At 63.2% G+C, this 25,590-nt stretch carries 21 protein-coding genes and 1 pseudogene; 11 read left to right on the top strand and 11 right to left on the bottom strand.

All coding sequences use genetic code 11. The features are described 5' to 3' along the window. From MAXJ12_RS24845 to dctP, 4 genes are all read right to left on the bottom strand, one after another. On the bottom strand, positions 1-536 hold a 536-nt coding region (locus MAXJ12_RS24845), incomplete at its 3' end, for an amidohydrolase family protein (protein ID WP_040587807.1). Between the two features lie 883 nt (positions 537-1,419). After that, entirely contained in the window at positions 1,420-2,727 is a 1,308-nt protein-coding gene (locus MAXJ12_RS24840) for a TRAP transporter large permease (RefSeq protein ID WP_008838813.1), read from the bottom strand. Then, the gene (locus tag MAXJ12_RS24835; protein ID WP_008838812.1) at positions 2,724-3,320 is read right to left on the bottom strand and encodes a TRAP transporter small permease; all 597 of its coding nucleotides are present in this window, start codon (positions 3,318-3,320) and stop codon (positions 2,724-2,726) included. Before MAXJ12_RS24835 ends, MAXJ12_RS24840 begins: the two co-directional genes overlap by 4 nt. A gap of 105 nt (positions 3,321-3,425) precedes the next feature. Further along, a complete protein-coding gene (gene dctP, locus MAXJ12_RS24830) occupies positions 3,426-4,436 on the bottom strand; it encodes a TRAP transporter substrate-binding protein DctP (protein WP_008838811.1) in 1,011 nt (336 codons plus the stop codon). Positions 4,437-4,672: 236 nt separating this feature from the next. Here dctP and MAXJ12_RS24825 point away from each other — a divergent pair, with 236 nt between their 5' ends. The 6 genes from MAXJ12_RS24825 (at position 4,673) to MAXJ12_RS24800 (ending at position 10,942) form a co-directional block, all read left to right on the top strand. Next, complete coding sequence (locus tag MAXJ12_RS24825) at positions 4,673-6,055, top strand: aminotransferase-like domain-containing protein (RefSeq protein ID WP_008838810.1); 1,383 nt, start codon at positions 4,673-4,675, stop codon at positions 6,053-6,055. A gap of 1 nt (position 6,056) precedes the next feature. After that, entirely contained in the window at positions 6,057-7,304 is a 1,248-nt protein-coding gene (locus MAXJ12_RS24820; RefSeq protein WP_008838809.1) for an NAD(P)/FAD-dependent oxidoreductase, read from the top strand. 1,127 nt (positions 7,305-8,431) lie between these two features. After that, a complete protein-coding gene (locus MAXJ12_RS24810) occupies positions 8,432-9,268 on the top strand; it encodes a DUF1194 domain-containing protein (protein ID WP_008838807.1) in 837 nt (278 codons plus the stop codon). A 39-nt stretch (positions 9,269-9,307) separates the two neighbouring features. Further along, entirely contained in the window at positions 9,308-9,460 is a 153-nt protein-coding gene (locus MAXJ12_RS37750; protein ID WP_157999656.1) for a hypothetical protein, read from the top strand. 815 nt (positions 9,461-10,275) lie between these two features. After that, on the top strand, positions 10,276-10,542 hold the full coding sequence (locus tag MAXJ12_RS24805) for a type II toxin-antitoxin system Phd/YefM family antitoxin (RefSeq protein ID WP_008838806.1): 267 nt from the start codon (positions 10,276-10,278) through the stop codon (positions 10,540-10,542). Then, positions 10,535-10,942, top strand: coding sequence for a hypothetical protein (locus MAXJ12_RS24800; RefSeq protein ID WP_008838805.1), 408 nt, complete (start codon positions 10,535-10,537; stop codon positions 10,940-10,942). The genes MAXJ12_RS24805 and MAXJ12_RS24800 overlap by 8 nt, the downstream gene beginning before the upstream one ends. Before the next feature lie 591 nt (positions 10,943-11,533). On the opposite strand, the gene MAXJ12_RS24795 is transcribed toward MAXJ12_RS24800, so the two are convergent. From MAXJ12_RS24795 to MAXJ12_RS24780, 4 genes and pseudogenes are all read right to left on the bottom strand, one after another. Then, a complete protein-coding gene (locus MAXJ12_RS24795; protein WP_008838803.1) occupies positions 11,534-12,346 on the bottom strand; it encodes a class I SAM-dependent methyltransferase in 813 nt (270 codons plus the stop codon). 119 nt (positions 12,347-12,465) lie between these two features. After that, the gene (locus tag MAXJ12_RS40375) at positions 12,466-13,155 is read right to left on the bottom strand and encodes a helix-turn-helix transcriptional regulator (protein ID WP_478212007.1); all 690 of its coding nucleotides are present in this window, start codon (positions 13,153-13,155) and stop codon (positions 12,466-12,468) included. A 1,018-nt stretch (positions 13,156-14,173) separates the two neighbouring features. Beyond that, positions 14,174-14,711, bottom strand: a pseudogene (locus MAXJ12_RS37040) (DDE-type integrase/transposase/recombinase); the annotation flags it as partial. Positions 14,712-14,748: 37 nt separating this feature from the next. Then, entirely contained in the window at positions 14,749-15,375 is a 627-nt protein-coding gene (locus MAXJ12_RS24780; protein ID WP_008838800.1) for an FMN-dependent NADH-azoreductase, read from the bottom strand. 127 nt (positions 15,376-15,502) lie between these two features. On the opposite strand from MAXJ12_RS24780, the gene MAXJ12_RS24775 reads away from it, so the two are divergent. The 3 genes from MAXJ12_RS24775 (at position 15,503) to MAXJ12_RS24765 (ending at position 18,764) form a co-directional block, all read left to right on the top strand. Then, positions 15,503-16,441, top strand: coding sequence for a LysR family transcriptional regulator (locus tag MAXJ12_RS24775; protein WP_008838799.1), 939 nt, complete (start codon positions 15,503-15,505; stop codon positions 16,439-16,441). A 324-nt stretch (positions 16,442-16,765) separates the two neighbouring features. Then, a complete protein-coding gene (locus tag MAXJ12_RS24770; RefSeq protein ID WP_157999655.1) occupies positions 16,766-17,377 on the top strand; it encodes an ATP-binding protein in 612 nt (203 codons plus the stop codon). A gap of 649 nt (positions 17,378-18,026) precedes the next feature. Continuing rightward, a complete protein-coding gene (locus tag MAXJ12_RS24765; RefSeq protein ID WP_244421588.1) occupies positions 18,027-18,764 on the top strand; it encodes a GGDEF domain-containing protein in 738 nt (245 codons plus the stop codon). Between the two features lie 393 nt (positions 18,765-19,157). Here the strand turns inward: MAXJ12_RS24765 and MAXJ12_RS24760 are convergent, their stop codons facing one another. Both MAXJ12_RS24760 and MAXJ12_RS24755 read right to left on the bottom strand, forming a co-directional pair. After that, the gene (locus MAXJ12_RS24760) at positions 19,158-20,324 is read right to left on the bottom strand and encodes a mandelate racemase/muconate lactonizing enzyme family protein (RefSeq protein WP_008838796.1); all 1,167 of its coding nucleotides are present in this window, start codon (positions 20,322-20,324) and stop codon (positions 19,158-19,160) included. 50 nt (positions 20,325-20,374) lie between these two features. Beyond that, positions 20,375-21,316 (bottom strand): LysR family transcriptional regulator, encoded by a 942-nt coding sequence (locus MAXJ12_RS24755; RefSeq protein WP_008838795.1) that lies wholly within the window; start codon positions 21,314-21,316, stop codon positions 20,375-20,377. A 119-nt stretch (positions 21,317-21,435) separates the two neighbouring features. On the opposite strand from MAXJ12_RS24755, the gene MAXJ12_RS24750 reads away from it, so the two are divergent. Both MAXJ12_RS24750 and MAXJ12_RS24745 read left to right on the top strand, forming a co-directional pair. After that, positions 21,436-22,143, top strand: coding sequence for an HAD-IA family hydrolase (locus MAXJ12_RS24750; protein WP_008838794.1), 708 nt, complete (start codon positions 21,436-21,438; stop codon positions 22,141-22,143). Between the two features lie 25 nt (positions 22,144-22,168). Then, positions 22,169-23,464 carry an NAD(P)/FAD-dependent oxidoreductase gene (locus tag MAXJ12_RS24745; RefSeq protein WP_008838793.1) on the top strand — a complete coding sequence of 432 codons (1,296 nt, stop codon included), beginning with the start codon at positions 22,169-22,171 and terminating at the stop codon, positions 23,462-23,464. Positions 23,465-23,481: 17 nt separating this feature from the next. On the opposite strand, the gene MAXJ12_RS24740 is transcribed toward MAXJ12_RS24745, so the two are convergent. Further along, positions 23,482-25,527, bottom strand: coding sequence for an NADH:flavin oxidoreductase (locus MAXJ12_RS24740; RefSeq protein ID WP_008838792.1), 2,046 nt, complete (start codon positions 25,525-25,527; stop codon positions 23,482-23,484). Positions 25,528-25,590 lie beyond the last annotated feature (63 nt).

Raw genomic sequence — 25,590 nt, 5'->3', positions numbered from 1 at the left:
CTGCCGCCGTTTATCTCCATGGGGGTGAACAAGCCTGGCTTCCGGGGCAGATCGCTCATCTGGCGGAAATCGCCATGACCGCTGGTCACGGTCATCATGGCGCCGGACGGATATATGCGCGGCCCCTCGATAATGCCCTGGTCGATCGCGCGCTTGAGGCCGAACGCCGGTCGCCCCACGTCGCGAACGGTGGTGAAGCCGCGCATCAGCGTATCCGTCGCCTCGTCGCCGGCGGCGAGAGTGGCGAAGCCGATGTCGTTCATCGTGTCGAGCGGGCCAGTCGCGATCAGCATCGCGTGCCAGTGCGCATCGATCAGCCCCGGCATCAGCGTTCGCCCGTCGCCTGGGATTCGCTGGACGCCTTCGGCCTCGATGGGATCCGTCGAGATCTGTTCGATCACATTGCCCTGGACCAGCACGTTCGACGGAGCGGAGAGCGCGGCGCCTTTTCCGTCGAAGATGCGGACGTTCTCGAAAAGCACGTTGTCAGCGCTTGCGGTGGCGCAAAGTCCGAGCAGGAGAGCCGCGGCGAGCATTTCTCTACCGGGGCGAAGCATCATGAAAGCTGTGCGGGCAGAAGAGAAAACGGCTGCGGCGCAGGACACGGCGTGCGCCACCGCCTCACGCAGTTCGAAAGATTTGCAATACACGGCGCTTCTCCGGCTTCGGGAGGTCACGGCACAAGATAAAGTTGTAGCCTATACGGCATCTACGTCAAGAAGAGGTCCAGACTGGTCTCTTTCGCGGTGAAGGGTCGTATCGAAAGTCAGGCTGGTCGTGGGCATACCTGGGCTAGGAGTGCAAGGTTTGCCTTAGGAAGCGAGCAGACGATTCTGACGAAGCGTCTCCTGTGGGTCTTGGGCGTAAAAAATCAGCCGAGGGAGACCTCCGCTTTAAGTCCAATTCAAGCCGTAGCGCAAATTCAAGCCGTAGCGCGAACGGCGGTTCTGGAGAGGCGCCGGGAAAGTCGGCACTTGTGACGCGACCGAGCCGGCCGGGGCATCGGCTCGGATTACACCGCGATGGAGCGTTCCATGTCTCAGTCGGGTGAGATTCTTCACGTTCTTCTCGGTCGCAGAAGAGGTGAGCCTTCCGGCTATGCCGGCGGTTCGAGCGCTCGAAGCGCCTTCGTGATGATGGCGGTCAGGCTGTCTGCAAGGCGAGTTGGCGCAGCGGGTGACCGCGTTAGAAAGAGCGCGGTTTTCCCAAGTTAGGAGCAAGCACATGCCTCTCAATGGCTGCTTTGGGGGGGACTGCAGCCGTAGCGCAAACGGCAAAGTTTGGACAAACGCGATTAAGGCGCGTCCGACACCTTTCGGGAAGGTGGGGCCGAATCCTTGTCGAAGCTGACATCGGACGTCAGCAGCCATCTCGAGGAAGGCGGGAAGGATGACTCGGCCATAACTTGGGGATGTTTTTTCAGGGCAGGCCAAGCACCAGCCGCGGCAGCGCCATGGAGAGGCCCGGGATGAACGTGGTGAGCAGCACTACGGGCATATAGGCGAGGAACACGAACACCAGGCTCGGTTTCAGCATCGGCCCCAACGAGGTCTTGCCGATCAGCGCCGCGAAATAGAGGATCGGCGCGGTCGGAGGCGTAATCAGCCCCATTCCGAGAGTGGTGGCGATGATGGCGGCAAAATGGATCGGGTCGACGCCCGCCTGCAACATGACCGGCATTAGCAGCGGCGAGGCGAGCAGGATGCCGCTAACATCCTCCATGAACATGCCGATGACCATGAGAAACAGATTGGCGAGCAGCAAAAGCACGATTGGTTCGTCGCTGATCGTCAGGAAACCGTCCATGATCTGCTGTGGCACGTTCTCCATCGTCCATACTCGCGCCAGCATGGCGGCGAAGAAGATCAGCACCAGGAGCACGCCGGTGGTCTGCCCGGCGCGCCAGAACACTTCGCCAAGATCGCGCCAGTTGATGTCACGGTAGATATAGAGGGAAACCGGCACGGCATAGACCACTGCAACCGCGGCGGCTTCCGTCGGCGTGGTGACGCCGCCATAGATGAAGCCGAGAATGATAAGGGGCATTGCGAGCCCAAAGCCGGCGCGCTTCGTGCGCGAGGCGACCTGACGAACAAATTCCTTTCCGCTCACCTTTTCCGGCTCGATCAGCTTCATCTTGCGGGTCAGAACGTAGTTCCAGAAGCCTAGGAATGCGCAAAGCAGCAGGCCCGGCAAGACCGGCGCCAGGAAGCAGGCCAGGATCGAGGTGCCGGTCACCCACCCATAGAGTATCATCGAGGCGCTCGGTGGAATGAGCAGCGCCAGCACCGCGGAGGCCGAAACCAGTGCGGTGGCGTAGCCGCGATCGTAGCCGCGTTCTTCCATGCGCGGGATCATGATCGTACCGATCGCCGCGACCGCCGAGGAGGCCATGCCTGATATGGCGCCGAACACGGCCGTGGCGATGATGACAACGATGCCGAGGCCACCGCGCGTGCGGCCGAAGATCGAATCGGCAAGGTCGACCAGCCTGCCGGCGATGCCGCCCTGGCTCATGATGCCGCCGGCGAGGATGTAAAGCGGGATGGCGATGATGACCAGCGACGACATTTTCGCATAGCCGGCGCCGATCAGGAAGGTCGCGGCGCCGAGATCGCCGAACAGCATCAGCACCAGCACCGCCCCGGCAAAGCAGAGCGGGACCGGCACGCCGATCACCAGAAGCAGGGTCAGGAGGATCGCGTCGACGATGATCAACGGATTCATTGCGCCGCGCCCCTGTGGAAGCGGCTCCAATTGTCGAGGAGTTCGACGGCGAAATAGAGCGTCATCAGCGACAGCCCGACCGGCATGATGCCGTGGATCCAAACCATGGAGATGCCGGTCTCGAGCGACATCGTCCCGCGCTTGATCGTGAAGGCGAGATACTGCCAGGCCCAGACGCTCATCCAGGCCGAGAGGACAACGGTGATGAAATTCGCGACGAGCGCGATGCCGGCACGCACGCGGCCTTCGGCAAAGACGAGATCGACGAGGCTTGCCGAGATGTGGCCGCGTTCCCAGGCGCCATGGGCCGCGCCGATGAAATACATATAGACGGCGATGAAGCTCGCCAGTTCCTCGATGCCAAAGAGCGAAATGCCCATCACATAGCGGGTGAAGACCTGCACGGCGATAAGGACGGTCAGCAGCGCGCTGCACAGGAGAAGGACGATGCGCTGCAGCCGGAGCTTGGCGTTCCACAGGGCAAGCGCCGTGCCTTTCAGGAAGGGCGGCGTGTTGACGCCGCCCGGATGGAAGCCGCCGGGGACGGCGACGCTTTCGGCCGCATGCCCGCCCGGACCGTGATCGATCGTCATTCAGCGTCCTCCCAAATTCCCCTGGCAAGGCATTGCTGAAGGAGGAATCTCCCGCGTCAACGCCGGAAAAGTCCGGGCCGGCCCGGCCGGCCCGGCAGGCAGGCCTCAGTTGAGGCCGAGGGAGGTCTTCAACTGTCCGAGCGTCTCCTCACCGAGTTCGCCGGCGATCTGCGGCCACACATCCTTGCGGGCGACGGCGGCGAGCTTTTCGAGCGTCGCATCATCGAAGGTAACGACCTCGATCCCGGCCGTGCGCATGGTCTCGAGGTGGCGCTGGTCGGCTTCCTTGACCTCTTCGAAGCGCTCGGCGCTGACCTCCTGGGCCGCTTCCAGAAGGATCTTCTGGTCGGCTTCGGGCAGGCCCGCATAGCGCTCGGAATTGATGATGAACCAGTCGCCCTCGAAATGATCGTTGTACTGGACCCACGTCTTGGTGATGTCCTTGAAGCTCTCGAGCGCCATACCCGCAGTGCCACCGATCTGGCCGTCGACGACGCCGGTCTGCATGCCGGTGTAGAGTTCGGCCCAGGGCAGCGTCGCCGTGTTGAAGCCAAAGCGCTCCAGCAGCACGCGGTGGGTGGTGCCGCCGGGCCAGACGCGAACCTTCAGATTGCGTTTGGCCTCCGGATCGGCCGGCGCTTCGACCGCCTTGGCAAAGCCCGCGCCGCCCATGCCTTCGCCATAAACACCGAGCGGCGTCAGGCCCTTGTCGGCGATCGCCGCGCTGACGATGCCGAACACTGCACCGCCGGGCGACAGGGATTGCTTGGCGGTGTCGTAATTGGTGAAGGCATAAGGGAACCAGGTGATGGCGAGACGCTTGTCGTCTGCGGTAGCGAGCGGCTGCATGGCCATGTCGACGGCGCCCTGCATCACCTGCTCATAAACTTCGGTCCAATCGCCAAGCTGGCTCGCGGGATAGACCTTCACCTCGACGCGGCCCTGCGTGCGCTCGGCCACGAGCTTGGCGAATTTCTCGGCTGCCGCAGCGCCTTCGGAGCCCGGCTGCTTGAGGGTCGAGAGGCGAAGCGTTTCGGCATGCGCCGCGCCGGCGAGAAGGAGCGCGAAACTCACCGCCAATGTGCGGGCCGTCAGTTTAAGGGAATGCACTGCCATCGTCGTTCTCCTCCGTTCGATCATCCGCCCGCCGAAGCTTGAGGCGATGAAATTGTATGACCATACAAGTCAGCTATTTTAGGCTAGCATTGGCCATTACCTTTCGTCAATATCGCCAAAATGCGACTTTTCGAATTAAAGCCGCAATTGTACGACAGCTAATTTCACCGGGATCGAGATTGCATGATGCCTTTGGGTGTGGCACAACGCGGACCGAAGGGATTCGATCGTCAGGCATGTTCGAGCGCACGCAATTCAAAACCGGGGAGGTACCGATCTATCGTCAGATCGCCGACCTGATCGCCGAAAAAATCGCCGACGGCGGATTGGCTGCCGGCGACCGGCTGCCGCCGCAGCGCGACATCGCGCGCATGGCCGGCGTAAACCTCACCACGGTTACGCGCGCCTTTGCCGCCCTCCAGGAGCAGGGTCTCGTCCAGAGCAGACCTGGGCGCGGTTCAATCATCGCCGATCCGTCGGTGACGGCGAGCTTCAAGTCCGCGCCGCTCGATGAGCAGGGATTTATCGATCTTTCGGTCAACCGGCCGGCGACAACCGGCTATTTGCAGGCGCTGGCGACGCTGATGCCCCAGCTGCCGAGCGACCCGCGCTATGCCGCGCTGCAGGATTTTCACGCGCCTGAAGGCCCCGCTTGGGCGCGCGAGGCGATGGCGGCCTGGCTGGCGCCCACGTCGGGCGTCAGCGAGCCGTCCCGGATCATCATGACCAACGGCGCGCAGCACGGTCTTGCCTGCGTTCTCGGTGCGCTGGCGCGCCAGGGCGATACGATTCTCGCCGATGCCGTCACCTATCAGGGCATCGGCGCGCTCTGCCGTTCGCTCGACCTGTCCCTGAAGCCGGTGGCGATGGACCGTGGCGGAATGCGACCCGCGGCGCTGGAGGCGATGTGCGCCGAGCACCGACCGCGCGCCGTGTTCCTGGTTCCGACGCTGCACAATCCGACCACGATCACGCTCGACGCCGAACGGCGGCGGGCGCTTGCCGACATCGCCCGCAATCACCGGGCGCTGATCATCGAAGACGATGTCTACCGGCCGCTGAAGGTGAACCCGCCGGCAGCCTTCATTGCCTCCGACCCCGACATTACTGTCCACATTGGCGGCCTCTCCAAATGCGTGGCGCCGGGTCTGAGGTTGGGCGCGGTGCTGGCGCCGAAAGCGATGGTGGCTGACATCGCCGCCATGCTCCGCATCAATTGCTGGAGCACCAGCCCTCTCAACGCGCTGATCGCGACGCGCATGATCGAGGACGGGCTGGTGGCGCGGGTGATAGCCGGGCAGCGTGAGGAGTTCGCGCGCCGGCAGGCCCAGGTGCGGGAGGTTCTGGCGGATTTCGACGTCATGACCGACGACGCGGCGACCCATGCCTGGCTGCAGCTGCCGGAACCTTGGCACGGCAATTCCTTCGTGCGCGCGGCGAGTGTGAACGGAGTCGGTGTTCTGTCGGGCGAAGCTTTCGCGGTCGATCGCGACTCGGTTCCGCATGCGGTGCGCATCAACGTCGGCGCAGCGCGTTCCCGCGACGACCTCGCCCGAGCGCTGCAAGGCCTGCGGGCGATCCTGTCGGGCGACCGACGGCTGTTCGATGCGATGATCTGAGATGGCCGAGCGGGTCTCGGCCGAAATCGCGATCATCGGCGCTGGGGTCATCGGCCTCACGACAGCGCTGCGGCTTGCCAGCGAGGGCTGGGAAGTCGTCATCATCGAACCCAACGAGCCGGGGTCCGGGGCTTCCCACGGCAACGCCGGCACGATCGCCGATTATGCCGTAATCCCAGTCGGCACGCCGGTGGTGCTGCGCAATCTGCCATCGCTGCTCTTCAACCGCGACAGTCCGCTCTCGATCCGGCGCTCCGCGCTTCTTGCGCTGGCGCCTTGGCTGCTGCGCTTCGCCCGCCAGTCGCTGCCGGATGCGGCGAGGAGGAACGCCGCCGCGCTCGCCGCGCTTCTGGCGGATGCCCAGCCGGCCTGGCGCGAGCTCGCGGCCGAAACCGGCGCGGAGCACCTGTTGAGGCAGGACGGTTGCCTGTATCTCTACGAAACGAAAGCCGCCTTTGCATCGGCTGGTTTGGACATTGCGTTGCGTCGGGAACATCGCGTTGCGCAGGAGCTTCTTTCGGCCAGTGACGTTGCGGCGCTCGAGCCAAAGCTGCCGCCATTCGAAGGCGGGGGCGTACTGTTTCCGCATGCGGTCAACCTCACCGATCCCGCCGCAATGATGAACCGCCTCGCCATTGCGGGGCGAGCCGCCGGCGTTCAGCTCCTCGCCGCCAAAGCCGAGCGCATCGAGCGTACCGGCAGCGGTGTTCGCGTCTCGGCGGCGCCCTTCGACATCGAAGCGAAAACAGTGATTATCGCTGCCGGCGCGCATTCGAAGCGGCTGGCGGCCCAGGCTGGTGACAGCGTGCCGCTCGATACCGAGCGGGGCTATCATGTCGAGTTCGACATGGAGACGCCGCCGGTTTCGCGGCCGGTCTGCCCGACGTCCAAGGGTTTTTATCTCGTGCCGATGGCGGGGCGACTGCGTGTCGCGGGAACGGTAGAGCTTGGCGGCCTCTCCGCGCCGGCCAATCCCAGGCGGATTGCGCTACTCGAACGCGGCGCGAAATCGATCTTTCCTGAACTCGGCAAGCCTGACCGGACGTGGCTCGGCTTCCGGCCATCGATGCCGGATTCAGTTCCGGTGATCGGACCGTCGCGGGGCGGCAGCGATGTCATCCTGGCCTTCGGTCATGGCCATCTCGGCCTGACTCTGGCCCCGGTCACCGCACGCATTGTTGGCGACCTGGTTGCCAAGCGTAGAGCGCCGCCTTCGGCCGAAGCTTGTTCCCCGTCGCGATTTTGGTGAACCGCTCCTCGCCAAAACCGCTTCAAGTCGGCCATGGCCAGGCAACTGCCGGTCGCGATGATCAATGCGTTGGTCAATTGTCACGCCTGTCTAGTCCTGCCTGGGGCAAATCAGGCGCGCGAGGATGCATCCACACACGGCTGGGAACGGGCCCGGCGTCGCGATAGATCCCTCGCCCCGCCGCCGGTTTTCCGCACAGCGGCTAGTGCAATGCCTGCCTGAGGCGGCCCGCCCGAGTGACGGTGACAGCACTCGAACGGGCCTGACCAATGCCGATCTGGTGGCACGCGCATTGGCCAACTTACCCTTAGCTTTGCGACACATAGGTCGCAAAATATGCTTTTGGTGATGCTTCTGCTTCCGCTGTTTTGAGTTTCCGGAAATTCTAGAGGAGTTTCCCACCAGCCGCCTTTGCTCACGCCGACTTGGCGCGCGGTTGATCGAGATTCCCTTTCAGGCAGCCGGCCCGTCTGGCTGCTCGGGCCGATTGACATCCAGAAGACCTGGATGACATTTGCCGAAGGGCTTGTCCGATCCGGTCAGGCCTGGGCCGCCACTCTCCCAAAAGATGAACGGCCGAGCCGGCGACTGGACCGATCAAGTCCCATCAAAGGCGACGTCGAAGCCTCGCTTTATGGCAGCCTCCGCATTGAGTTCCTGAAGGAAATCTCTATCGGGTCGATGTGTCGGCGGCCTTCGCCGAGGAGATGGACGGCGGACGCAACGGAACCGGCCTGATCCCATCCTGGTCATTAAGATAAGCGTAACACGCATCGAGACCGGTTTTCTGTCAGCACTGCCCGACCAGCTCGGGCAAGTCCCCTCCATGGACTTGCATGGCGGAGACGTTGACGCTGATTGCGAGCGGATGTTGCCAGGTTGCCGCTTCGCCGCAGGCGGTCCGCAGCACCCATTCACCGATCATAAAAAATGGCGCCACACGCCTCGGAGATCGGGATGGACACCGCCGACGGAATGGCGCCCGCTCCGGCTGCTCCCAACGGAGGAGCGCCAACAGCCAAGATTCCTGTCAAGGCCCTGTAGCGCTCGCGCAATTGTGAGCAGCCGTTTCACCGTTTGATGTGTCCCCTCTTCAGTGCGCGGGAATTATCGCCTACTCTTGCAGCATGTCCCGCCTGGTTCACGTATGGGAAAGCCTGATTGTGGGCTTAGTACTCACGTTCACCTCGGGCTACGTGCGGGAGGCGAGCTCAGCGGAGGCAGTTGATGTCGAGCTGGCGCTTGCGGTCGACGTCTCACTCTCGATGTCGCCGGCGGAGCTCGAGGTCCAACGCAGGGGCTATGCTGCCGCTCTCACTGACGAGCGGGTGATCCAGGCAATCGAGCAGGGCGCCCACGGGAGAATTGCCATCACCTATTTCGAATGGGCGGGCCACACGACGCAACGCGTTGTCGTGCCCTGGACGGTGATCGCATCGCGCGAGGATGCCGAGCGCGTCGCCTGGCAGCTCTCGGCCAATCCGCCGGCTGGCGCGCGCCGCACTTCGATCGCGGGCGCGCTCCAATTCGGCGCGGACCTGTTTGCCGAGAGCGGCTTTCGCGGCGCGAAACGGGTGATCGACATTTCCGGGGACGGGCCCAACAACGAGGGTCCGCCGATCGAGAAAATGCGGAACACTGTACTCAGGCAAGGCATCACCATCAACGGATTGCCCCTGATGACCAATCGCGGCCTGACGAGCGTCTACGACATTCGCGATCTCGACCGGTATTATGCCGATTGCGTGATCGGCGGGCCCGGTGCCTTCATGATCCCGGTGAACGACTGGTCGCAGTTTCCGGAAGCCGTTCGCCGCAAGCTCGTGCTCGAACTCGCGGCACCGGCGTCGCCGGCGCGGACAGCGGATGAGGCGGCCAACCCTCCCGCCCTCGCCGCACAAAGCCCTTCGCCGTATGATTGCTTGGTCGGCGAGAAGCTTTGGCGCGACCGTTCCTGGAGGTGAGACTTCCGGTAACACGCGCTTAGCGCGCCGGAAGGGCGGATGTCAACGGATGACGTCCGCATCCACCACCCCCAAGCCACACCCGCGAGATGGGTCGACGAACTCAACAACCGCCTTGAGGATGCCCAACTCTCCGATACCGACGTCGTGCTCACCACGAACCCGCTCAGACGCGGACCAACGATCTCCTGAACCACAGAGTAGTCAACCTGCGCGGCGCATGTGCCATCACGCTGGATTGTCGGCTGCGGAACCAGTTGTCGCTACGCCACGCTAGCGTCGACGCGAGAAGATCGCTTCCGGGGTCTGGGCCAAGCGGTTTGCTGCGGCGAGGCCGAATCCACGAAATATCCGGCCGGTTGCGGCAATGAGTTCATCTAGCGCACGAGCGATATTTGGCGACCGGCGTTTATCTCTCTGCCGTCAAGCTCGACCTCACAATTTGCACTGACATTGGCGTTTCCGGTCAGCTCGATCGTGTGCCCACGATCCGAATGCAGTCCCCGGCCCGGACTTAGAAGCATTTCCGGCATAAAACACATGCCCGCTCGGGGCGTAAATGAAGCCGCTCACGTCCGAGCCGGAGTCGCCGTTTATGCTCAGAGGAGAGGTATTGCCGCGTTCCTGGTAGATTGTAATGCCCGCATATGGTCCGTCGTCGGCGGGACAGTTGCACGACCTCATTGGCATTGGACTGAAATTCGCCCCGTCATGAGGAAAATCGTGACCCCTCTCCAACCAACCGGCCATTGCCGCCGAGCTTTATCTGCCCGCCGCGGCCGCGAAGGATATAGATGCCCGATTCAAGCGTGACGTCTCCCGACGGTGCCTCCCCTGTCATCACACTTTACAGCGAGTTTGCGGATCCGCCTCTGTAGATAGAGTCGGTGGCGTCGGAGTTTGAGGCGAAGGCTTAGCCGGATTGCAGCGACGCGCCGGACGTTTCCGGCCCGTTTGCAGTTATACTGGTTTTCTGTATAATTCAGAAAACACAGACTGGAGCCGACATGCAGACCAAGTCAGTCTCCACCGCCGAATTTATCCGGCATTTCGGGCGCTACCATGACGAGGCGCAGCGCGCCCCGATCATCCTCACCAAGCATGGCCGTGCCTCGGTTGTCGTCCTTTCGGCCGAAATCTTCGAGCGGCTGATAGCCCAAGATGACCCACGGCGCGCCTACACCGCCGGCGAGACGCCGCCGAAACTGGCCAAAATCCTTGTGACCGAGCTTGACCGCCAGTCGGCCGAATACGAGGCCGGAAAGAATGACTGACCGCTTTTCGAGCGGATCGATCGTCAGCTATCCCTATCTCTGGCGCTGGCAGCAAGACGAGAGGCGGGAGAATGCCGAAAAGGATCGCCCCGTCTGTCTCGCGATCACGGTTCGAGATCCTGAACGCGAGATAACCCATCTCGTCATCCTGCCGATTTCCGGCACGCCACCTTACCAAGGGCAAGTGGCGCTAGAGATTCCGCTGCTCGAAATCCGCCGCGCGGGCCTATCGATGTTCAAGCGCGGCAGGATCACGGTCGGCGAATACAACTACGACATCGCCGAACGATCCTATTATTTCGAGCCGAATCAGAAGCCGCGCGGCAGTTCGGCCCGAGCTTCATGGAAGAGATCAGGCGTGCGATCCGCCCGATGCTCGCCGCAAGACAAAGCCGCATAGACCGCAAGCTCTGACGGCCAGCAGCCGCTTCTGCGCCGGCACCGAGCGGGCCGCGACGGCGCGCGCCCTCCCCCGCACCGCCTCTACTCGGCCGGCCACGCCGGACGGCTCGCAGCGAACGGAGCCGCAGGAAAGACCTGCGATGGCAAACAGCGACAGCGCTGCGGCGGCAGCCCAGTGGACGATCGCCCATCGGATCGACCCGTCCGCCATCACCCCATCTGGCGGCTCATGTCGGGATGAATTGGCCCGTGCCCGACCAATACACCTGCCAGGAGAACAGAGGCGATAGCCATCCAGGCTCCTGCTACGCGAATTCCTGTATCCGTATCTGACAATGAAACCTCCGCCTGGCGCGTGGGCCAGCACGTTAGGGCGGCGATGCCGAGAGCCCGCACCACCACCTTGCCGCGGTTCATGGACGCGGCTCTGCAGGGCGCTGCCATCGCGATGCGGCACGCCCGCTCGCTCATGTACTGACGGTATTAATCGCAGAAACAGTTTCAAACCATCCGCGGTGGCTGTTTCATCCGCCTCCGGGAGCGCTGCCCCGAACCTGGGGCATTGCCGAACGGTTTCGATCTCCTGCATCTACTTCAGGGCGGTCGCTGTGGTCATGCCCACCCGAAGGCACAGGGAGCCGTCCACCACGAACGCCTGCCACCGTTCGCAGACCTCGCGCTCCAGCGCGGCACGCTTGGCCTCGCCGGCCTGAGACGCCGGTTCGGCGAGCGGCGTGCTGTGGATGTATTGCCACAGGAAGTCGGCTGGCGCCGGGAGACGAAGGGTTTTGGGCTTTGCCTCGACATCGACGTTCCGGAAGCCGGCGCTGCGCATGAGCTCCTTGAGCTCGTCGACATCGTGCATCGAGAACACCAGGTCGCCGAACGATGCGGCCTCCGGGCTGAGGTGGCGGGCGAGTGCGTCTGTCATGATCGCGAACAAGGGCGGCTTGGGCCCGGGTACGCTGATGAGGGCCCGTCCGCCCGTCTCCAGAACGCGCCGCATCTCGCGTAGCGCGGCGAGCTTGCCGGGGACGAACTGAAGGCCCATCTGGCAGAGCACGACATTGAATGCATTGTCAGGGAACGGCAACGACTCGGCGTTCGCCTCCTGCCACTTGATCGATATGTTCGGCGGAGTTGCCGAACGGGCGACCGCCAGCATTCCCGGGTTTATGTCGAGGCCGGTCACCGAGCCGGTGGCGCCGACGCGCTCCGCCGCCAGCCGCGTCACCACCCCTGTGCCGCACGCGACGTCGAGCACGCGCTCTCCAGGCTGAAGATCGGCGATGGCGGTGAGATCGTCCGCCACGGGCGCACCGATGGCCGGGACAAAGAAGCGCTGATAGTTCTCGGCGGCGGTCCCCTTGTAGTTCTTGCCGTAGACCTGATGCTGGTTCATCGTATCCTCCTTTTCGTTGGAACACCAACATCCTACGAAGGAGGGGACACGCCGCGCATCGCTCGAATTGCCCACGCGGCGTCGGCCGACATATGGTTAAAATTGACCAGTCGTGCCGGTCAGACGAGCTTGTGTTTGTGGGCGAATGCGCTGGCCGCGGTTCGGGACGTAACGCCAAGCTTGTCGAAGATGTTGCTAAGGTGGCGGGCAATGGTGTGCTCGCTGATGCCGAGCGCGGTGGCGATTTGCCGGTTGGTCTCACCGGAAGCCACGAGCGAAAGCACCTCGCGTTCGCGGTCCGTCAGTGCGCCGAAGGGACCGGCGCTGCGGGTGGCCGTCAGCCGTTCGAGTTCAGCCAGATCGGGCGCGGCGCCCAGCTGTTCGAAAACGGCCCGCGCGGCCTGGAAGTGCATGTGCGCCGTCTCGCGGTCGCTGAGTTGTCGGCAGACCTGCCCGATGAGGACCCGCACGCGTGCGGCTTCGTACGGCGTCCGAAGCTGCTGCCAGATCGACCATGCCTCGCGCAGGAGGGCGAGGGCCGCTCTCATCTTGCCTTCCGCGAACAGGACGGCGCCGGTGGCCTGGGCTGAGGTCGCCACAAGGCTGGGCGCGTCGATTGCCGTGGCGATCTGCGTCAGTTCGTCGGCGGCTGCACGCGCGGCGTCGATGTCGCCCGTGGCGATCAATATCTCGACATACGGGCCGAGCAGCTTGGGGTGCGACGATCCCGCGCCGGCAGCATCCGCGACGCCGCGGATCAACGCCGCGGCAGTTTCAAGCCTGCCCTCGGCCAACCGAAGCAGTGACATGCCGGGCTGCGGTTCACATCCGTACCGGCCGGCCTCGTGGTACATCTCGTCGGCTTGCACAAACTCGCCGCGCAGGCGGTGGAGTTCGCCCTGCTGATAGCAGGCGCGCCCAACGACGGCTTCCGATCTTTCGGCAAGATGCTCGCGGGCCTTCATTACCTCGGTGAGAGCGCCCTGCCAGTTGCCGTCCAACTGCAGGATCTCGGATCGATGCACCAGACACTGGCCGCGATAAGGCACCAGATCGGGCTGGGAGGCGCACCAGGCATCGAGCTGCCTGGTCCATTCCCGCGCCCGGCGGAGATCGAAGATGCGCTGGCAGGTCAGGATGACGGCGCAATAGACGATTCCCGCCAGCACCGGCGACACGTCTCCCGCCGTAACCGCCACCATCGCCTCGTCGAGCCTTGCGGCGCCGTCGGCGCTCTTCTTTGACTGGATCAGACTCTGCCCGCGGCCGAGCAGACCCAGCGCCAGAAGATCGGGATCTTCGAAGCGCTCGGCGAGCGCGACTGCCTGCTGGAAACTGGCGCCGGCGCTCTCGATGTTTCCCTTGCCCATCGCGAGCAGGCCCGACACGATGAGCCCGTAACCCTGCTCCACGCACGCCTCTTCGCGGTCCTTGAGCAACCGCTGCGAACGGCCGAGCCAGCCAATTGCCTGGGCCATCTCGCCGGCGAGAAGCATGTGGAGGCTGAGCCAGAAGCCCCATCGGGCGGCGCGTTCCACGTTCCCCTGATCGATGAGGATATGATGCGCGCGTGTCCAGATCGCAGCTGCGTGGGCATCCTCACCGACGAGATACGCCGCCGTCGCAAACCGTTCCAGGTCAGCCGGCTCGAGAGGCTGCCCGCGGTCGGCGGCGGACAGGTGCTCGTAAGCCTCTCTCCATTTCTGCTGGGCGAACGCCTCTCGCCCCTGGATGATCGAGGAGGTCCGTGCCATCAGACCTTTTATCACAATTCGCCGGCGATTGACTGGTGGCCGAGGCATATCGTCGTTGCTTGACTTCCAACGCCCCGTGACCAGTCGCACCTGTATGCCGTTGCTCGCTTGTATATTGCGATCCCTGGCGGAGTGGTGCAGCAGGCTGTCGGGCTTGCCTCTGCGCCAGATCGCCATGATGAGGGCGTCGGTAACGAGCTGGGCCGTCATCTCTGCCTTCATCGCCCAGCCGACGACACGCTGCGACAACAGATCGACGACGGCGGCGGCGATCCATTTTTTGGTTCGGGCCGACGCCTCGAAGGCGCGGTCAAAGAGGTTGTCCGACACTGCCGAGCGCCCGCCGGTATCCTTCGGCAATCCGGGGGCGGCGATGGCGGGCACGCGGCCCGTTTTCCCGCATCAGACGTTCATACGATGCAGGCCGCAGGAAAGACGGAAGGACCCTCGGCCAGCACGTCGTGCCAGACGCGGCGAAAACCATAGGTACGGTCATTGCTCTCGAAGCTGCGGTCGATTGCCGTCACCAGCATCCCATCGTGCCGGGAACGAGCGCTGGGGCTACGGTTGAGCCAGGCATGGAAACCCGAACGGGAGACATCCAGCGCGTCGGGGAACCCAAACCATGGGGCCGGAAACGATCCATAATCAGGCAGCGGTAGACAGCTCCACCCCGTTTGCCGCGCCAAGCGCACGCTGCAGGATTTCCTCATCGGGCTCCAGGCCGAGGCCCACGCCCTCAATATTGACGAAATCGACATCCGTCATACCCATGAAGGCAAGTATGGTCTTCAGATAGGGGCGCGCATTGTCGAGCGGCGCAGCGGGGCTGCCATTGGTGTAGATGCCGGTCGAGGCGATGACGACATAGACCTTTTTGCCCTTGGCGAGCCCTTCCGGCCCCTCTGCCGTGTAGCGGAACGTCTTGTGCGCCCGCGCCACATGGTCGAACCAGGACTTCAGCGTCGAAGGGATTGCAAAATTGATGAGGCCTGCGGCGATCACCACCGCGTCGGCGGCGAGCAGCTCGTTGGTCGCCGCATCGGAACCAGCAAGCAGCTTGGCCTGCTTTTCGGTGAGGCGATCGGCCGGCGCCTTTACCGCCGTTGCGAATTGCGAGCCTATGTGCGGCAGCGGATCGGCAGCGAGGTCACGATGCACGATCGTGGCACCTGGTGCCTTGGCCTGCAGATTTCCGGCCAATTCCTTTGCGACGCGGGTGGAGTACGACGCTTCGCCGCGTGGGCTGGACGTAACGAGAAGGATTTTCGACATTCTGGTGCTCCAATTCTGCTTTGCAAATACCCGGATTTCCCGGAACGCTTCGTTCGGAGCGAAAAATGGATCTGGACGACGATCAAAAAAACAGGGAAAATATTGGTCCTTCTTATCGAGAAATTAGATGGATGCGAATCCCACCCTCGACCAGTTGCAGGTCTTCATCGCCGTCGCCGATAACGGCGGATTCTCGGCGGCCGCGGGCAAGCTCCGCCGCTCGCAATCGGTCATCAGCTACACGATCGCCAATCTGGAAGCCCAGCTTCAGGTCAGCCTCTTTGAGCGCAAGGGTACGCGCCAGCCGCGGCTGACGGAGGCGGGCAACGCGATGCTGGAGGATGCGCGCCGGGTCGTCGCCGGGCTGCAGGGCCTGCGCGCCAGGGCGCGCGGCCTGTCGGAGGGGCTCGAAGCAGAGATCTCGCTGGCCGTCGATGTGACGGTGCCCGATGTGGCGCTGGTCCATGTGCTCAAGGAATTCCAGCAGCACTATCCGACCGTGGGCGTGCATCTGCATGCCGGTGCGCTCGGCGCGGTTTTCGATCTTGTATCCAATCGCCAAGCCGACATTGGCATTGGCGGCCAGCTGGCGCTTAAGGATGATCTCGTCATCGCCACGGAGATCGGCACGACGGCGATGGTGCCGGTCGCGGCACCCGGTCATCCGCTCGCCGAGGCGAAGCCGCCCGTTCCGCTGGAAATCGTCCGCGAGCATATTCAGCTCGTTGTTGCCGACCTGACGGAGCACACCAAGGGCAAGGATTTCGGCGTCCTGTCCTTCAAGACCTGGAGCCTGACCGATATGGGCATGAAGCATGCGCTGATCCTGGCCGGTCTCGGCTGGGGCGGTCTGCCGGCCTCTATGGTCCATCCCGACATCGCGGCGGGTCGTCTCATAGCACTTGACCTTCCCTCTTACCCTGTCGTGGCGCGGCCGCTCTTCATGCTCCACCATTCCGCCAACCCGCCGGGGCCGGCGACGCGCTGGATGGTCGACAGCTTCCGCGAGCACTTGATCGGATGCGCCAAGATCTCGCCATGGATGCGAGGCACGCCGGCACGGTAGGATGAGGGTCGGCTGCCAGTCTAAGCTTGTGCTGTTGCGCCGAGAGAACGAGCGGAGTTGGCCGACGGGGCCGCCGGGAATAGTCCGCTCAGTCAATCTGTGAACAAGCGCCGAACTTTGACCCCCAGCTAGGGGGCTGGGCGGACCAAAGTCAAATTGCACGCCACCTAACAGGAATTTTGCGGTCACGCTAATAGCATTTTCCCGTGTTGTCTAATCGCAGATCTGCGAGTATGCCGATAGCCGATTCGTAAGCAGTCTAACCGTGGTTTCTGCTGGACAAACCATGCCTTTTACGCCGATAGCCTAGCAAACAGCCGGATCGTGAACGTAGTCGGCCCCCGGCAAGAGGGGAAATCAACCTTGGTCCGCGATCTCCTGAAGTCTGCGGCCTACGTAACGCTGGACGATGACGCGGCCCGGCGCTCGCTGGAAGAGGATCCCTGCAACCAGCTCAAGGCGCTCTCTGACCAGGCTAAGGATTCTGCCCTGCCCGTCGTTATCGACGAGGTCCAGCGCCTCCCAGAACTTACATTCGCTCTTAAGCGCATCGTCGACCAAGACAACCGCCGCGGCCACTTCGTGCTGACCGGATCAGCCGATATTTTCACATCCGGCAAGGCTTACGACTCCCTTGCAGGCCGAGTCACGACGCTCACGCTACGTCCGTTCAGCACCGCCGAGATTTATCGTGCAGCTCCATGCCGCATTCTTGATGCGGTCGCAGCTGACCCGAAAAATCCACTACCTTTGCTCCCCAAACCGCGCTCCTATGATCGACCGGAGATCATCGATCTCGTCGTGCGCGGCGGCTTCCCGGAAATGCGCCAACTTCCCGACCGCGACCGGATGGGCCGATCCTCGAACTATGTCGACAGCATTATCGAGCGCGACGTGGTGGCCACTGCTTCGCATTTCCCTACTCCAAAGCGCTGAAACGCAAAAGCAAACGCCTCCGAACAGACGCCGGCTTTGAGAACGCAAGGCGGGACGCGAAGAACCCGCCGCTGAAGTGAGCCGAACGAGCGGCGGGCCCTTGGCTTACCAGCCAGTACCCACTGGAGCCTTAGAACTGGGCGGTCGAATGCTTGTTCCAGATGAAAACAAAAACCGGTAGGCTGATCCCGTGCGCGGCGGATAAACCGCGCAGGAAAGCCTCCGGTGTGGAAGGGATACACGTCCACGCCTTGCGTTGGAATCGGCACCACCTTGCCGGCTCCTAGGATTTCATGCTTTGTCGTGCCGATCGGCGTTGAGACGGCATAGGCTCCCGGGCGTGCCATTTGATCGCTGACCTGATCACCGGATCCGCTCCGAATAGTCAATCCCCTGCCCTGTGGGGCCGAACGCCTCAATGCATCCGCTGGGGGCGAGGTGGCAGAGTTTTGAACCGGCCATAAAGCGACCGCCGCTCCGGTTGGCTAAGAGGCGGTCTGCGCGATCTCTTAAAAAGCGCCGGTCGGCGCAAAGACTGAGTTAACCCTCGTCGGCTATGCTCGCGCCTTGGATGGGCCGGGCACCGCAAACGAAGATGATCAAGCAATTTTTAGACTTTTCCGCTGTGGGCCGGGGGCGGATCGTCATTTTGAGCACACTCGGCACGCTGTGCTGCATCGCCGTTGCCTTCGGCATCGACAGCTATTCCTTCGAGACCGGCACCTGGCGCTGGGGCTCACAGCCGCTCAACAATGTGATCATTCCCCTGCTGCTCGCCCCGCCATTCTTCGGCTATCTGCTCGGCAAGCAGCGCGAACTGGCCATAGCGCATCGCGAACTCATGGTCGTCGCCTCGACCGACCCACTCACCTCATGCTTGAACCGCCGGGCGTTCACGGCCATGGTCGACCGCTATCTTGATCGCATCGCCGCCCAGGAGGCCGGGCATTCCGGTGCGCTCCTGGTCATCGACATCGATCACTTCAAGACGATCAACGACCGTTTCGGGCATGTCTGCGGCGACGAGGCGCTCAAGGCCATCGCCCAGGCGATCAGGCAGGCGCTGCGCGAATTCGACATATTCGGGCGCATCGGAGGCGAGGAATTCAGCGTATTCCTGCCTGGCGTCAGCCCCGACCGCGCAGGCATTGTCGCCAACCGCATCCGCACGGAAGTGCTGGCTACCGAACTTAATCTCGGCGAGGAAAGCTGCAGGCTTTCGGTCAGCGTCGGCGGCGTCACCTTCGACCGCGAGACATCCTTCAGCGAACTCTACCGCCATGCCGACCAGCGGCTGTACGAAGCAAAGCGGAACGGCCGCAACCGCGTGGAGATCGTCCATCACGCTTCGCCGGTGTCCCCAAACGCGCAGGTCGGCATTCACTGATCGCAACCCGCTGCCATTGGCCTGCCAAAATCGAAAGCGGGGCAGCGGACCATCGAAATCACTCATCTGCTCGTAGATTGCAATTGATGTGGGACTGCGCTGGCAACCCGTGACAATCCGCCCCGGTTTTGCGCGAGGGCAGGACGCTGCAGCGGGTTCCCCCGACGAGCAACTGGTCATGGTGCCGAAGCCGGAACCCAGATCCTTATTCTGGCGACGCCAGTGCAAGGCACATTACTGTAGGTGCGTTTGAATGTCGGTCCTGGGCCCTCGGATCATGCGTGGGGCTGCGCCCCAGTGCGCCAGAACTGGATCTCTCGAACAACGACATGTCCGTATTTTCTCTCAAACGCAATAAGCGCTTACGAAGTGCTCTGCCTTTATGTGGGAAGGCTAAAGGGCCACGGTTTGATATAGGCAGTCCCTCAGCGCCTCCCGCCTGAACGTCACTCCGAAGCCGGGGCTATCACGAATGGGTATGACGCCGTTCTTCAAAGTCGGCTCGATGGGGTCCTCGAGGACTTCGATGTGGCCGGGAATGCGATCCCAGTATGGGAAATGCTCCTGAATGTAGAAGTTGGGGATCGACGCGCTGAAGTGCATGCCGACCGCGGTGGACAAGGCGCTCGCGCAGATATGCGGTTGCACCTTGACGCTGTAGGCCTCCGCCATAGCCGCGATCTTGCGGGCCTCAAGGAGGCCACCGGTATTGCCGATATCCGGCTGGAGAATGTCCACGGCGCGCGACTCCAGAACGTCGCGGAAGCCATACCGGGTATAGACGCGCTCGCCGACCGCCACCCTCTGGGAGAGGGCGTTTGCGACCTTGATGAGCGAACCGATGTCGCCCGGATCGGCCGGCTCCTCCACATAAGTGATGTCGAATTTCTCGATCGCATGACAGAACCGTATCGTGTCGTCGGGAGTGGCCCCGGCGGACAGATCGAGCATTAGCTCCACCTCTGGCCCCACCGCTTCGCGGACTGCGGCAACGCGCGAAATCGCTTGTCGGACAAGCTCTGGCTCGCTCGCCCCGCGCAGCGAGGGGTGACGCAACCTGCCGTCCGGCAAAATGGTGGCGAAAGGATAGAACTTAAGGGCGCCATAACCGTCTGTCACTGCGCCAACCGCGGCTTTCGGCAGATCGCTGTCGGACGTGCAACCGAAGTACCAGCCATTTGCATAGGTGCGCAGTCCGTCGCGCATGCGGCCGCCCAGAAGTTCATATACGGGAATTCCCAAAGCGCGGGCTTTGATGTCCATCAAGGCCTGCTCGATGGCGCTCATCGCGGAAAAGACCACCGGCCCGCCGCCTTTGGTCCAGAAACTGTGGTCGTACATTTCCGCCCAAAGGCTCTGCACGCCGAAAGGCCCCTGGCCGTTCGCCAGGTAGCGCTCGATCATCTCCTTGAGCATGCCCGTGGCTGCCAGTCCGCCGAGGCCGTAGGCCAGCCCAGCTTCGCCGACTCCTGTCACGCCGTCATCGGTTATCAGTTCGAGCAGTACCGGCCGAATGCCTCCGCTCTGAATGAGATAAATGTTGGCTGTCTTCAATTTCATCAAGCGTCACCATTTTCAGCTACAGGCATTGCTCCGCAGTGACGGCGCCATCACTTAAAAGCGCCGAGTCCGAGGTCGGGATATTGCATATTGATACGTGCCAGATCGGCATCGAACTCGGCGCCGATCCAATCGCAGATCTCGACGATGACCGGCGTTTCGGGGTTGCAAGTCGTGACCAGTTCGCATGTCCGGCCGGTCCTCTTGACCTGTCCGACCGGCACAAGATCGCCGCGAGCCAGCAGATGTGAGACGACGTTGAGCCAGCCGAGCGCGACACCCTGCCCAAGCAGGGCAGCCTGAACCACGACCGTATAGTCCGAAAATTGCAGCCCGCCCGGCCTTTCGTCTGGCGTATCATCGGAAAACAGCCCCGACCAATCCGGCCCGGCGGTGCTGAGATTGATTATGCGATCAACGGTCGGCATGAACGCACCGGCAGATGCCTCCGCACCGCGGAAGTGGGGAGCGCGGATTGGAACCAGCAGCTCCGGCATGACTGCGCGGGCAACATGGCGGGGGCCGCTGCCATGGTCGAAGCGCATGGCGATGTCGGCCCCATTCACGGATCCGCCAAGCGGTCCGCTGATGAGCTGGAAGCGGATATCAACCGTTGGGAACCTTTCCTGGAAGTCGGCAAGCCTGGGCATGAACCAATGTGTTGCGAAGGCCGACGAGGCCGACAGAACGACGGTTTGTACCCCCGAGCGCCGTGCCTGTTGCACCCGCAGCAATGTCTTTTCGATGGAGTCGAAGCTGCCCGAAATGCCGGAAAAAAGTGCGCTTCCTTCCTCCGTCAGCACGGCGCCCGCGCCCGTGCGGTGGAAAAGGACGAGCCCAAGGTGCGCTTCGAGCCGCCCGATGGTCCGGCTGACCGCGGGGCCGGTGACGCAGAGCTCCTTCGCGGCGCGGGCAAAGGTGCCGCAGCGCACCGCAGCTTCGAAGGTGACAAGCGCATTGAACGAGGGAAGCAGGTGGCGAAGCCGTGCCATTACAATATGTAACCTCCCCGGTTACCATTTGTGGAATTGCGGGGGCGGCCGTCCTGCTGTTGATTGCATCTTAACCTTCCCGGGAAGGTCGACTTGAAACCGCAAAGAGGAACCGCCGAATGCCCTTCAAGGATTTCAAACTCCTGACCTTCGACGTCGTGGGCACGCTGATCGATTTCGAGAAGGGGATACTCGACGCCTTCCGCCAGATCGGCGGAAAGGCCGCAGAGGGGCTGAGCGACGACGACCTCTTCGCCCCCTATCTGGATGCACGTGTCGAGCATCCCGGCCGTTCCAGCCAGGTTATGGCGGAGGTCTATCTCTATGTGGCGCGTAAGCTCGATCTGCCTGTCGACGGAGGCTCGGCCGACGCCTTCCAGATCGCGGTGTTGCGCTGGCCGGCATTCGAGGATTCCGCCGAGGCGCTCAAGCGGTTGCGCCGGCATTTTCGCCTCGTCGCGATGACGAACGCCGACCGCGTCGCCTTCAGTGCCTACTCGCACACGCTGGGGAACCCATTCCATGACGCCGTTACAATGGACGACGCCAGGTGCGCCAAGCCTGACCCGCGCTTCTTCTCGCATAATCTCGGGCGGCAATCCGCCTTCGGCTATCGCCAGGAAGACATACTGCACGTCGCACAGAGCCAGTATCATGACATCGGCGTCGCCCGCTCGCTCGGTTACAAGGCCTGCTGGATCGAGCGGCGGATGCACCAGGAAGGCTATGGCGGCACTCCGCATCCGGGCGAAGTGACCACGCCCGATTTCCATTTCGCGACGCTCGCCGCGCTTGCCGATGCGGTCGAAGCGGAATTCGGCGGCTGACGAGCAAGGAGGGAGCCACGGCGCGATGAACGAGATCGAGCATCCTCGATCGCTGTGGCGGGAAACGGCCTTGCCCGCGCCGGCCCCGGTCATGCTCTCCGATGCGGTCAATGCAGACATCGCCATTATCGGCGGCGGGTATACCGGCCTTAACGCCGCGTTGCGCGCCATCGAACGCGGCCTGCACCCGGTCGTGCTGGAAGCGGCCGAGATCGGCTGGGGCGCATCCGGCCGCAACGGCGGAGTCGTTTCCACGAAATTCCGTGTCTCGCTAAGCGACATCGCCCGGCACCATGATCTCGAAATAGCCCGGCGCATGCACCGCATCGGTCACGACGCGATGGATTGTGTCGAGCGGAATATCGAAGAGCTGGGGATCGCGGATGCCGGCTTTGCCCGGACCGGCAACCTGCGCTGCGCGCACAACGACCTTGCCCAGACGCGGCTCGTGGCCGAGGCGGAGACGGCGCGGGACATGTTCGGCGACACCAGCCTGACCGTACTCGGTGCCGACCAGGTACGGGAGGAAACCGGTTCGGCCGATTTCGTCGGCGGCGTGCTTTCGACCCATGCCGGCGTCATCCATCCGCTGAGCTATGCGCGCGGGCTTGCCGCCGCGGTGCATGCGGACGGCGGCAAAATCTTCGAGCATTCGGCGGTGTTGGCGCGCAACAAGGACGGCGACCGCGCCGTTTTGACGACGGCGCAAGGCGAAGTCATCGCCCGGCATGTCCTGATCGCCACCAACGGCTATTCCGACATCACGGCCGCCACGGCGCCGGTGCGCGGAACGGTCATTCCCTTCCGCAGCGCCATGATCGCGACGGAACCGCTTGGCCCCAAGCTTCGCACCACGCTCATGCCGCATGGCCGAAGCTACAGCGAGACACGCCGCATGATGCGCTGGTTCCGCCCTGCCGGCGACCGGATGCTGTTTGGCGGACGCGGCGCTTTCGGGCGCGAGGACTCCGCTTCCGCCTTCCAGGCTCTCGAAAGAGCGCTCAAGAACATATTCCCCCAGCTTGCCGGCACCGCGATTACCCATCGCTGGTCCGGGCTCGTGGCGATGACCATGGATAGCCTGCCGCAGGTCGGCGTGCTCGATGAGCGGACCGGCTTTGCGCTGGGCTACAACGGAGCCGGCATTGCCCTGTCGAGCCTCATGGGCAGTCGCGTCGTCGACCTGATGCTGGGGGATAAGCCGGACCTTGGTCTCATCGAACGGGATGGTCCAAAACCCATCCCGTTCTATTTCCTGCGCGAGCCGGCGGTTCGCACCGTCGCGGGCTGGTATCAGTTTCTCGACGCCATCGGTCGCTGACACCGCCGTACCAACAGTCATAGCGCGCTGCATATTCTTAAGGCATCCAGCACCGCGGCGTGAATGTTCCGGCTCGAAACGGCGTCACCGATGCGGTGCAGTTCAAAGCCGCTGTCCCGCAGGCGTGGTTGGGCCGCCGCTTTCACCATGGCGTCGAGATCTGTGACGCCGTCATTCGCCGATTGGGGACGAAGCTCCAAATAGATATCGTTCATTGGGATGCTGCCCTGCTCGACGATGACCTGGTCCACCAGGACGCTCGTCACCTCCCGCGAGATCTCGTTGAGAAAGCTTGCTTCCAGCCGGTTATCCCGGCGCCTAACGGCGAAAAGCCGGCTCTCGAAGACCGGCTTCACGCCGATCTGCAGGAACCGCTTTTTCCACCGCAGGCGTTCAGCATAGGTCAGCTCCTCCGACAGCTGTGCGTCTATCGAGACGTAGATGACCTCGGCACCCGCTTGCCGGGCCTGCTCTGCGGCAAGCGGGCCCGGGTGCCGGCCGGTTCCGTCATAGATCAGCACTTCGCCCTGTAGCGGAACCTGTCCGGTCAGGACGTCCCAAGTGCTAAGGCACAGATCCGCTCCCTCCTGTAGGTCGATCTGCGGCAGGCCGCCCGTGGCGAGGATGACGACATCCGGTTCGAGAGCGGCGATATCGGTGCTTTCCAGATAGCTGTTGGTGTGGACCGATACGCCGAGGCGCTGCAGTTCGGCCGCGCGCCACTCGACAACGCCTAGGAGATCGCGTCGCCAGGAGCCGGTCGCGCCGATGCGGATCTGTCCGCCAAGGTCGCTACCCGCTTCGTGGAGTGAAACGGCATGGCCCCGCTCCGCGCTGATGCGCGCCGCCTCCAGACCGGCTGGCCCGCCACCGACGATGACCACCTTTCGCGCCGGTCCCTGTGCCTTCTCGATCACATGGCGCAGTGTCAGTTCGCGGCCGGTCGCGGCGTTGTGCAGGCAGGAGGGCCGATATGGCGACTGGCAATGCGTTGCGCCGACGCAAGGCCGGATCTCGGTCTCGCGCCCGCTGGCGAGCTTCTCCACCAGATGAGGATCGGCGATCTGGGCGCGTGTCATGCCCGCCATGTCCAACATGCGTTCCACTACGGCGAAGCGTGCGGAAGCGACATCGGCAATGCGCGCGGCATGGAACACGGGCAGTGCGACTTCCGAACGAAATGCGCCGACCGGCTTGACCCAAGGCGCCAGAGGCGAGCCCATGCCCGGCATGTTCTCCTCGGCCAGCGCGCGTGTGGTATCCATGGTGCCGTAAATGGCGTTGAAGAAGTCGACGGCCCCCGCCTCCTTGAGCATCAGGGCCGCTTTGACGCATTCCTCGAAGCCCAACCCGCCGTCAGGGCCCTCATCCACCACGACGCGCATTCCGACGAGAAAGTCGTCCCCCACTGCCTTTCGAATGGCTTCATGCACCATGAGGCCGAAGCGCAGGCGGTTTTCCAGCGAGCCGCCGAAACGGTCGGTTCGGCGGTTGGTCACCGGCGACAGGAACTGGCCGATCAGATGTCCGGCCGCCAAGGTCTCGATCCCGTCCAGCCCGCCTTCCTTGCAACGCAGGGCAGCGCACGCATAGGCCTTCACGACACGGTCGATATCGTGCTCGTCCATCTCTTTGGGGATACTGCGGTGAAGGGTCTCGCGCACCGGCGAGGGACCGATCGTGGAGAGCCGGTCGCCCGCATATGGATCGCCGCGGCGGCCCAGATGTGTGATCTGGCACATCAAGGCAGCACCGAGATCATGCATGCGCGTGCTGAAGCGCTGGAGATGGGGGATGATCGCATCCGTGCCAACATTGAGCTGGCGGAAGATGTTGGGTGAATCGCGGTCGACGTTGGACGAGCCGCCGAACATCGAAAGTGCCAGCCCTCCCCTGGCCTTCTCCTCATGATAGCGCTGGTATGCTTCCTGCGGCATTCCGCCGACTTCGAGACCGCAGGCATGGCTGGTGCTGATGATGCGGTTGCGCAACGTCAGCTTCTTGATGGTCAGCGGCTGCAGCAGCGGATCCCTGCTAATGGTCCCCGGTTCCGGCCCGTTCATTTCTTTCTCCTGCCGAATTTTTGGCCAAGCACGATCGACCGCGCGGATAGGGTCGCCCGCACG

Origin of the sequence: Mesorhizobium alhagi CCNWXJ12-2, from assembly GCF_000236565.1 — a bacterium.
GTDB classification, from domain to species: Bacteria; Pseudomonadota; Alphaproteobacteria; order Rhizobiales; family Rhizobiaceae; genus Allomesorhizobium; species Allomesorhizobium alhagi.
This window is presented reverse-complemented; position numbering and strand designations above follow the sequence as displayed.

Excerpts from the sequence above, each read along its gene's own strand:
- MAXJ12_RS24840 (WP_008838813.1), bottom strand. The coding sequence starts at position 2,727 with ATGAATCCGTTGATCATCGTCGACGCGATCCTCCTGACCCTGCTTCTG.
- MAXJ12_RS24835 (WP_008838812.1), bottom strand. The coding sequence starts at position 3,320 with ATGACGATCGATCACGGTCCGGGCGGGCATGCGGCCGAAAGCGTCGCC.
- dctP (WP_008838811.1), bottom strand. The coding sequence starts at position 4,436 with ATGGCAGTGCATTCCCTTAAACTGACGGCCCGCACATTGGCGGTGAGT.
- MAXJ12_RS24825 (WP_008838810.1), top strand. The coding sequence starts at position 4,673 with ATGTTCGAGCGCACGCAATTCAAAACCGGGGAGGTACCGATCTATCGT.
- MAXJ12_RS24820 (WP_008838809.1), top strand. The coding sequence starts at position 6,057 with ATGGCCGAGCGGGTCTCGGCCGAAATCGCGATCATCGGCGCTGGGGTC.
- MAXJ12_RS24810 (WP_008838807.1), top strand. The coding sequence starts at position 8,432 with ATGTCCCGCCTGGTTCACGTATGGGAAAGCCTGATTGTGGGCTTAGTA.
- MAXJ12_RS37750 (WP_157999656.1), top strand. The coding sequence starts at position 9,308 with ATGTCAACGGATGACGTCCGCATCCACCACCCCCAAGCCACACCCGCG.
- MAXJ12_RS24805 (WP_008838806.1), top strand. The coding sequence starts at position 10,276 with ATGCAGACCAAGTCAGTCTCCACCGCCGAATTTATCCGGCATTTCGGG.
- MAXJ12_RS24800 (WP_008838805.1), top strand. The coding sequence starts at position 10,535 with ATGACTGACCGCTTTTCGAGCGGATCGATCGTCAGCTATCCCTATCTC.
- MAXJ12_RS24795 (WP_008838803.1), bottom strand. The coding sequence starts at position 12,346 with ATGAACCAGCATCAGGTCTACGGCAAGAACTACAAGGGGACCGCCGCC.
- MAXJ12_RS40375 (WP_478212007.1), bottom strand. The coding sequence starts at position 13,155 with ATGTCACTGCTTCGGTTGGCCGAGGGCAGGCTTGAAACTGCCGCGGCG.
- MAXJ12_RS24780 (WP_008838800.1), bottom strand. The coding sequence starts at position 15,375 with ATGTCGAAAATCCTTCTCGTTACGTCCAGCCCACGCGGCGAAGCGTCG.
- MAXJ12_RS24775 (WP_008838799.1), top strand. The coding sequence starts at position 15,503 with ATGGATGCGAATCCCACCCTCGACCAGTTGCAGGTCTTCATCGCCGTC.
- MAXJ12_RS24760 (WP_008838796.1), bottom strand. The coding sequence starts at position 20,324 with ATGAAATTGAAGACAGCCAACATTTATCTCATTCAGAGCGGAGGCATT.
- MAXJ12_RS24755 (WP_008838795.1), bottom strand. The coding sequence starts at position 21,316 with ATGGCACGGCTTCGCCACCTGCTTCCCTCGTTCAATGCGCTTGTCACC.
- MAXJ12_RS24750 (WP_008838794.1), top strand. The coding sequence starts at position 21,436 with ATGCCCTTCAAGGATTTCAAACTCCTGACCTTCGACGTCGTGGGCACG.
- MAXJ12_RS24745 (WP_008838793.1), top strand. The coding sequence starts at position 22,169 with ATGAACGAGATCGAGCATCCTCGATCGCTGTGGCGGGAAACGGCCTTG.
- MAXJ12_RS24740 (WP_008838792.1), bottom strand. The coding sequence starts at position 25,527 with ATGAACGGGCCGGAACCGGGGACCATTAGCAGGGATCCGCTGCTGCAG.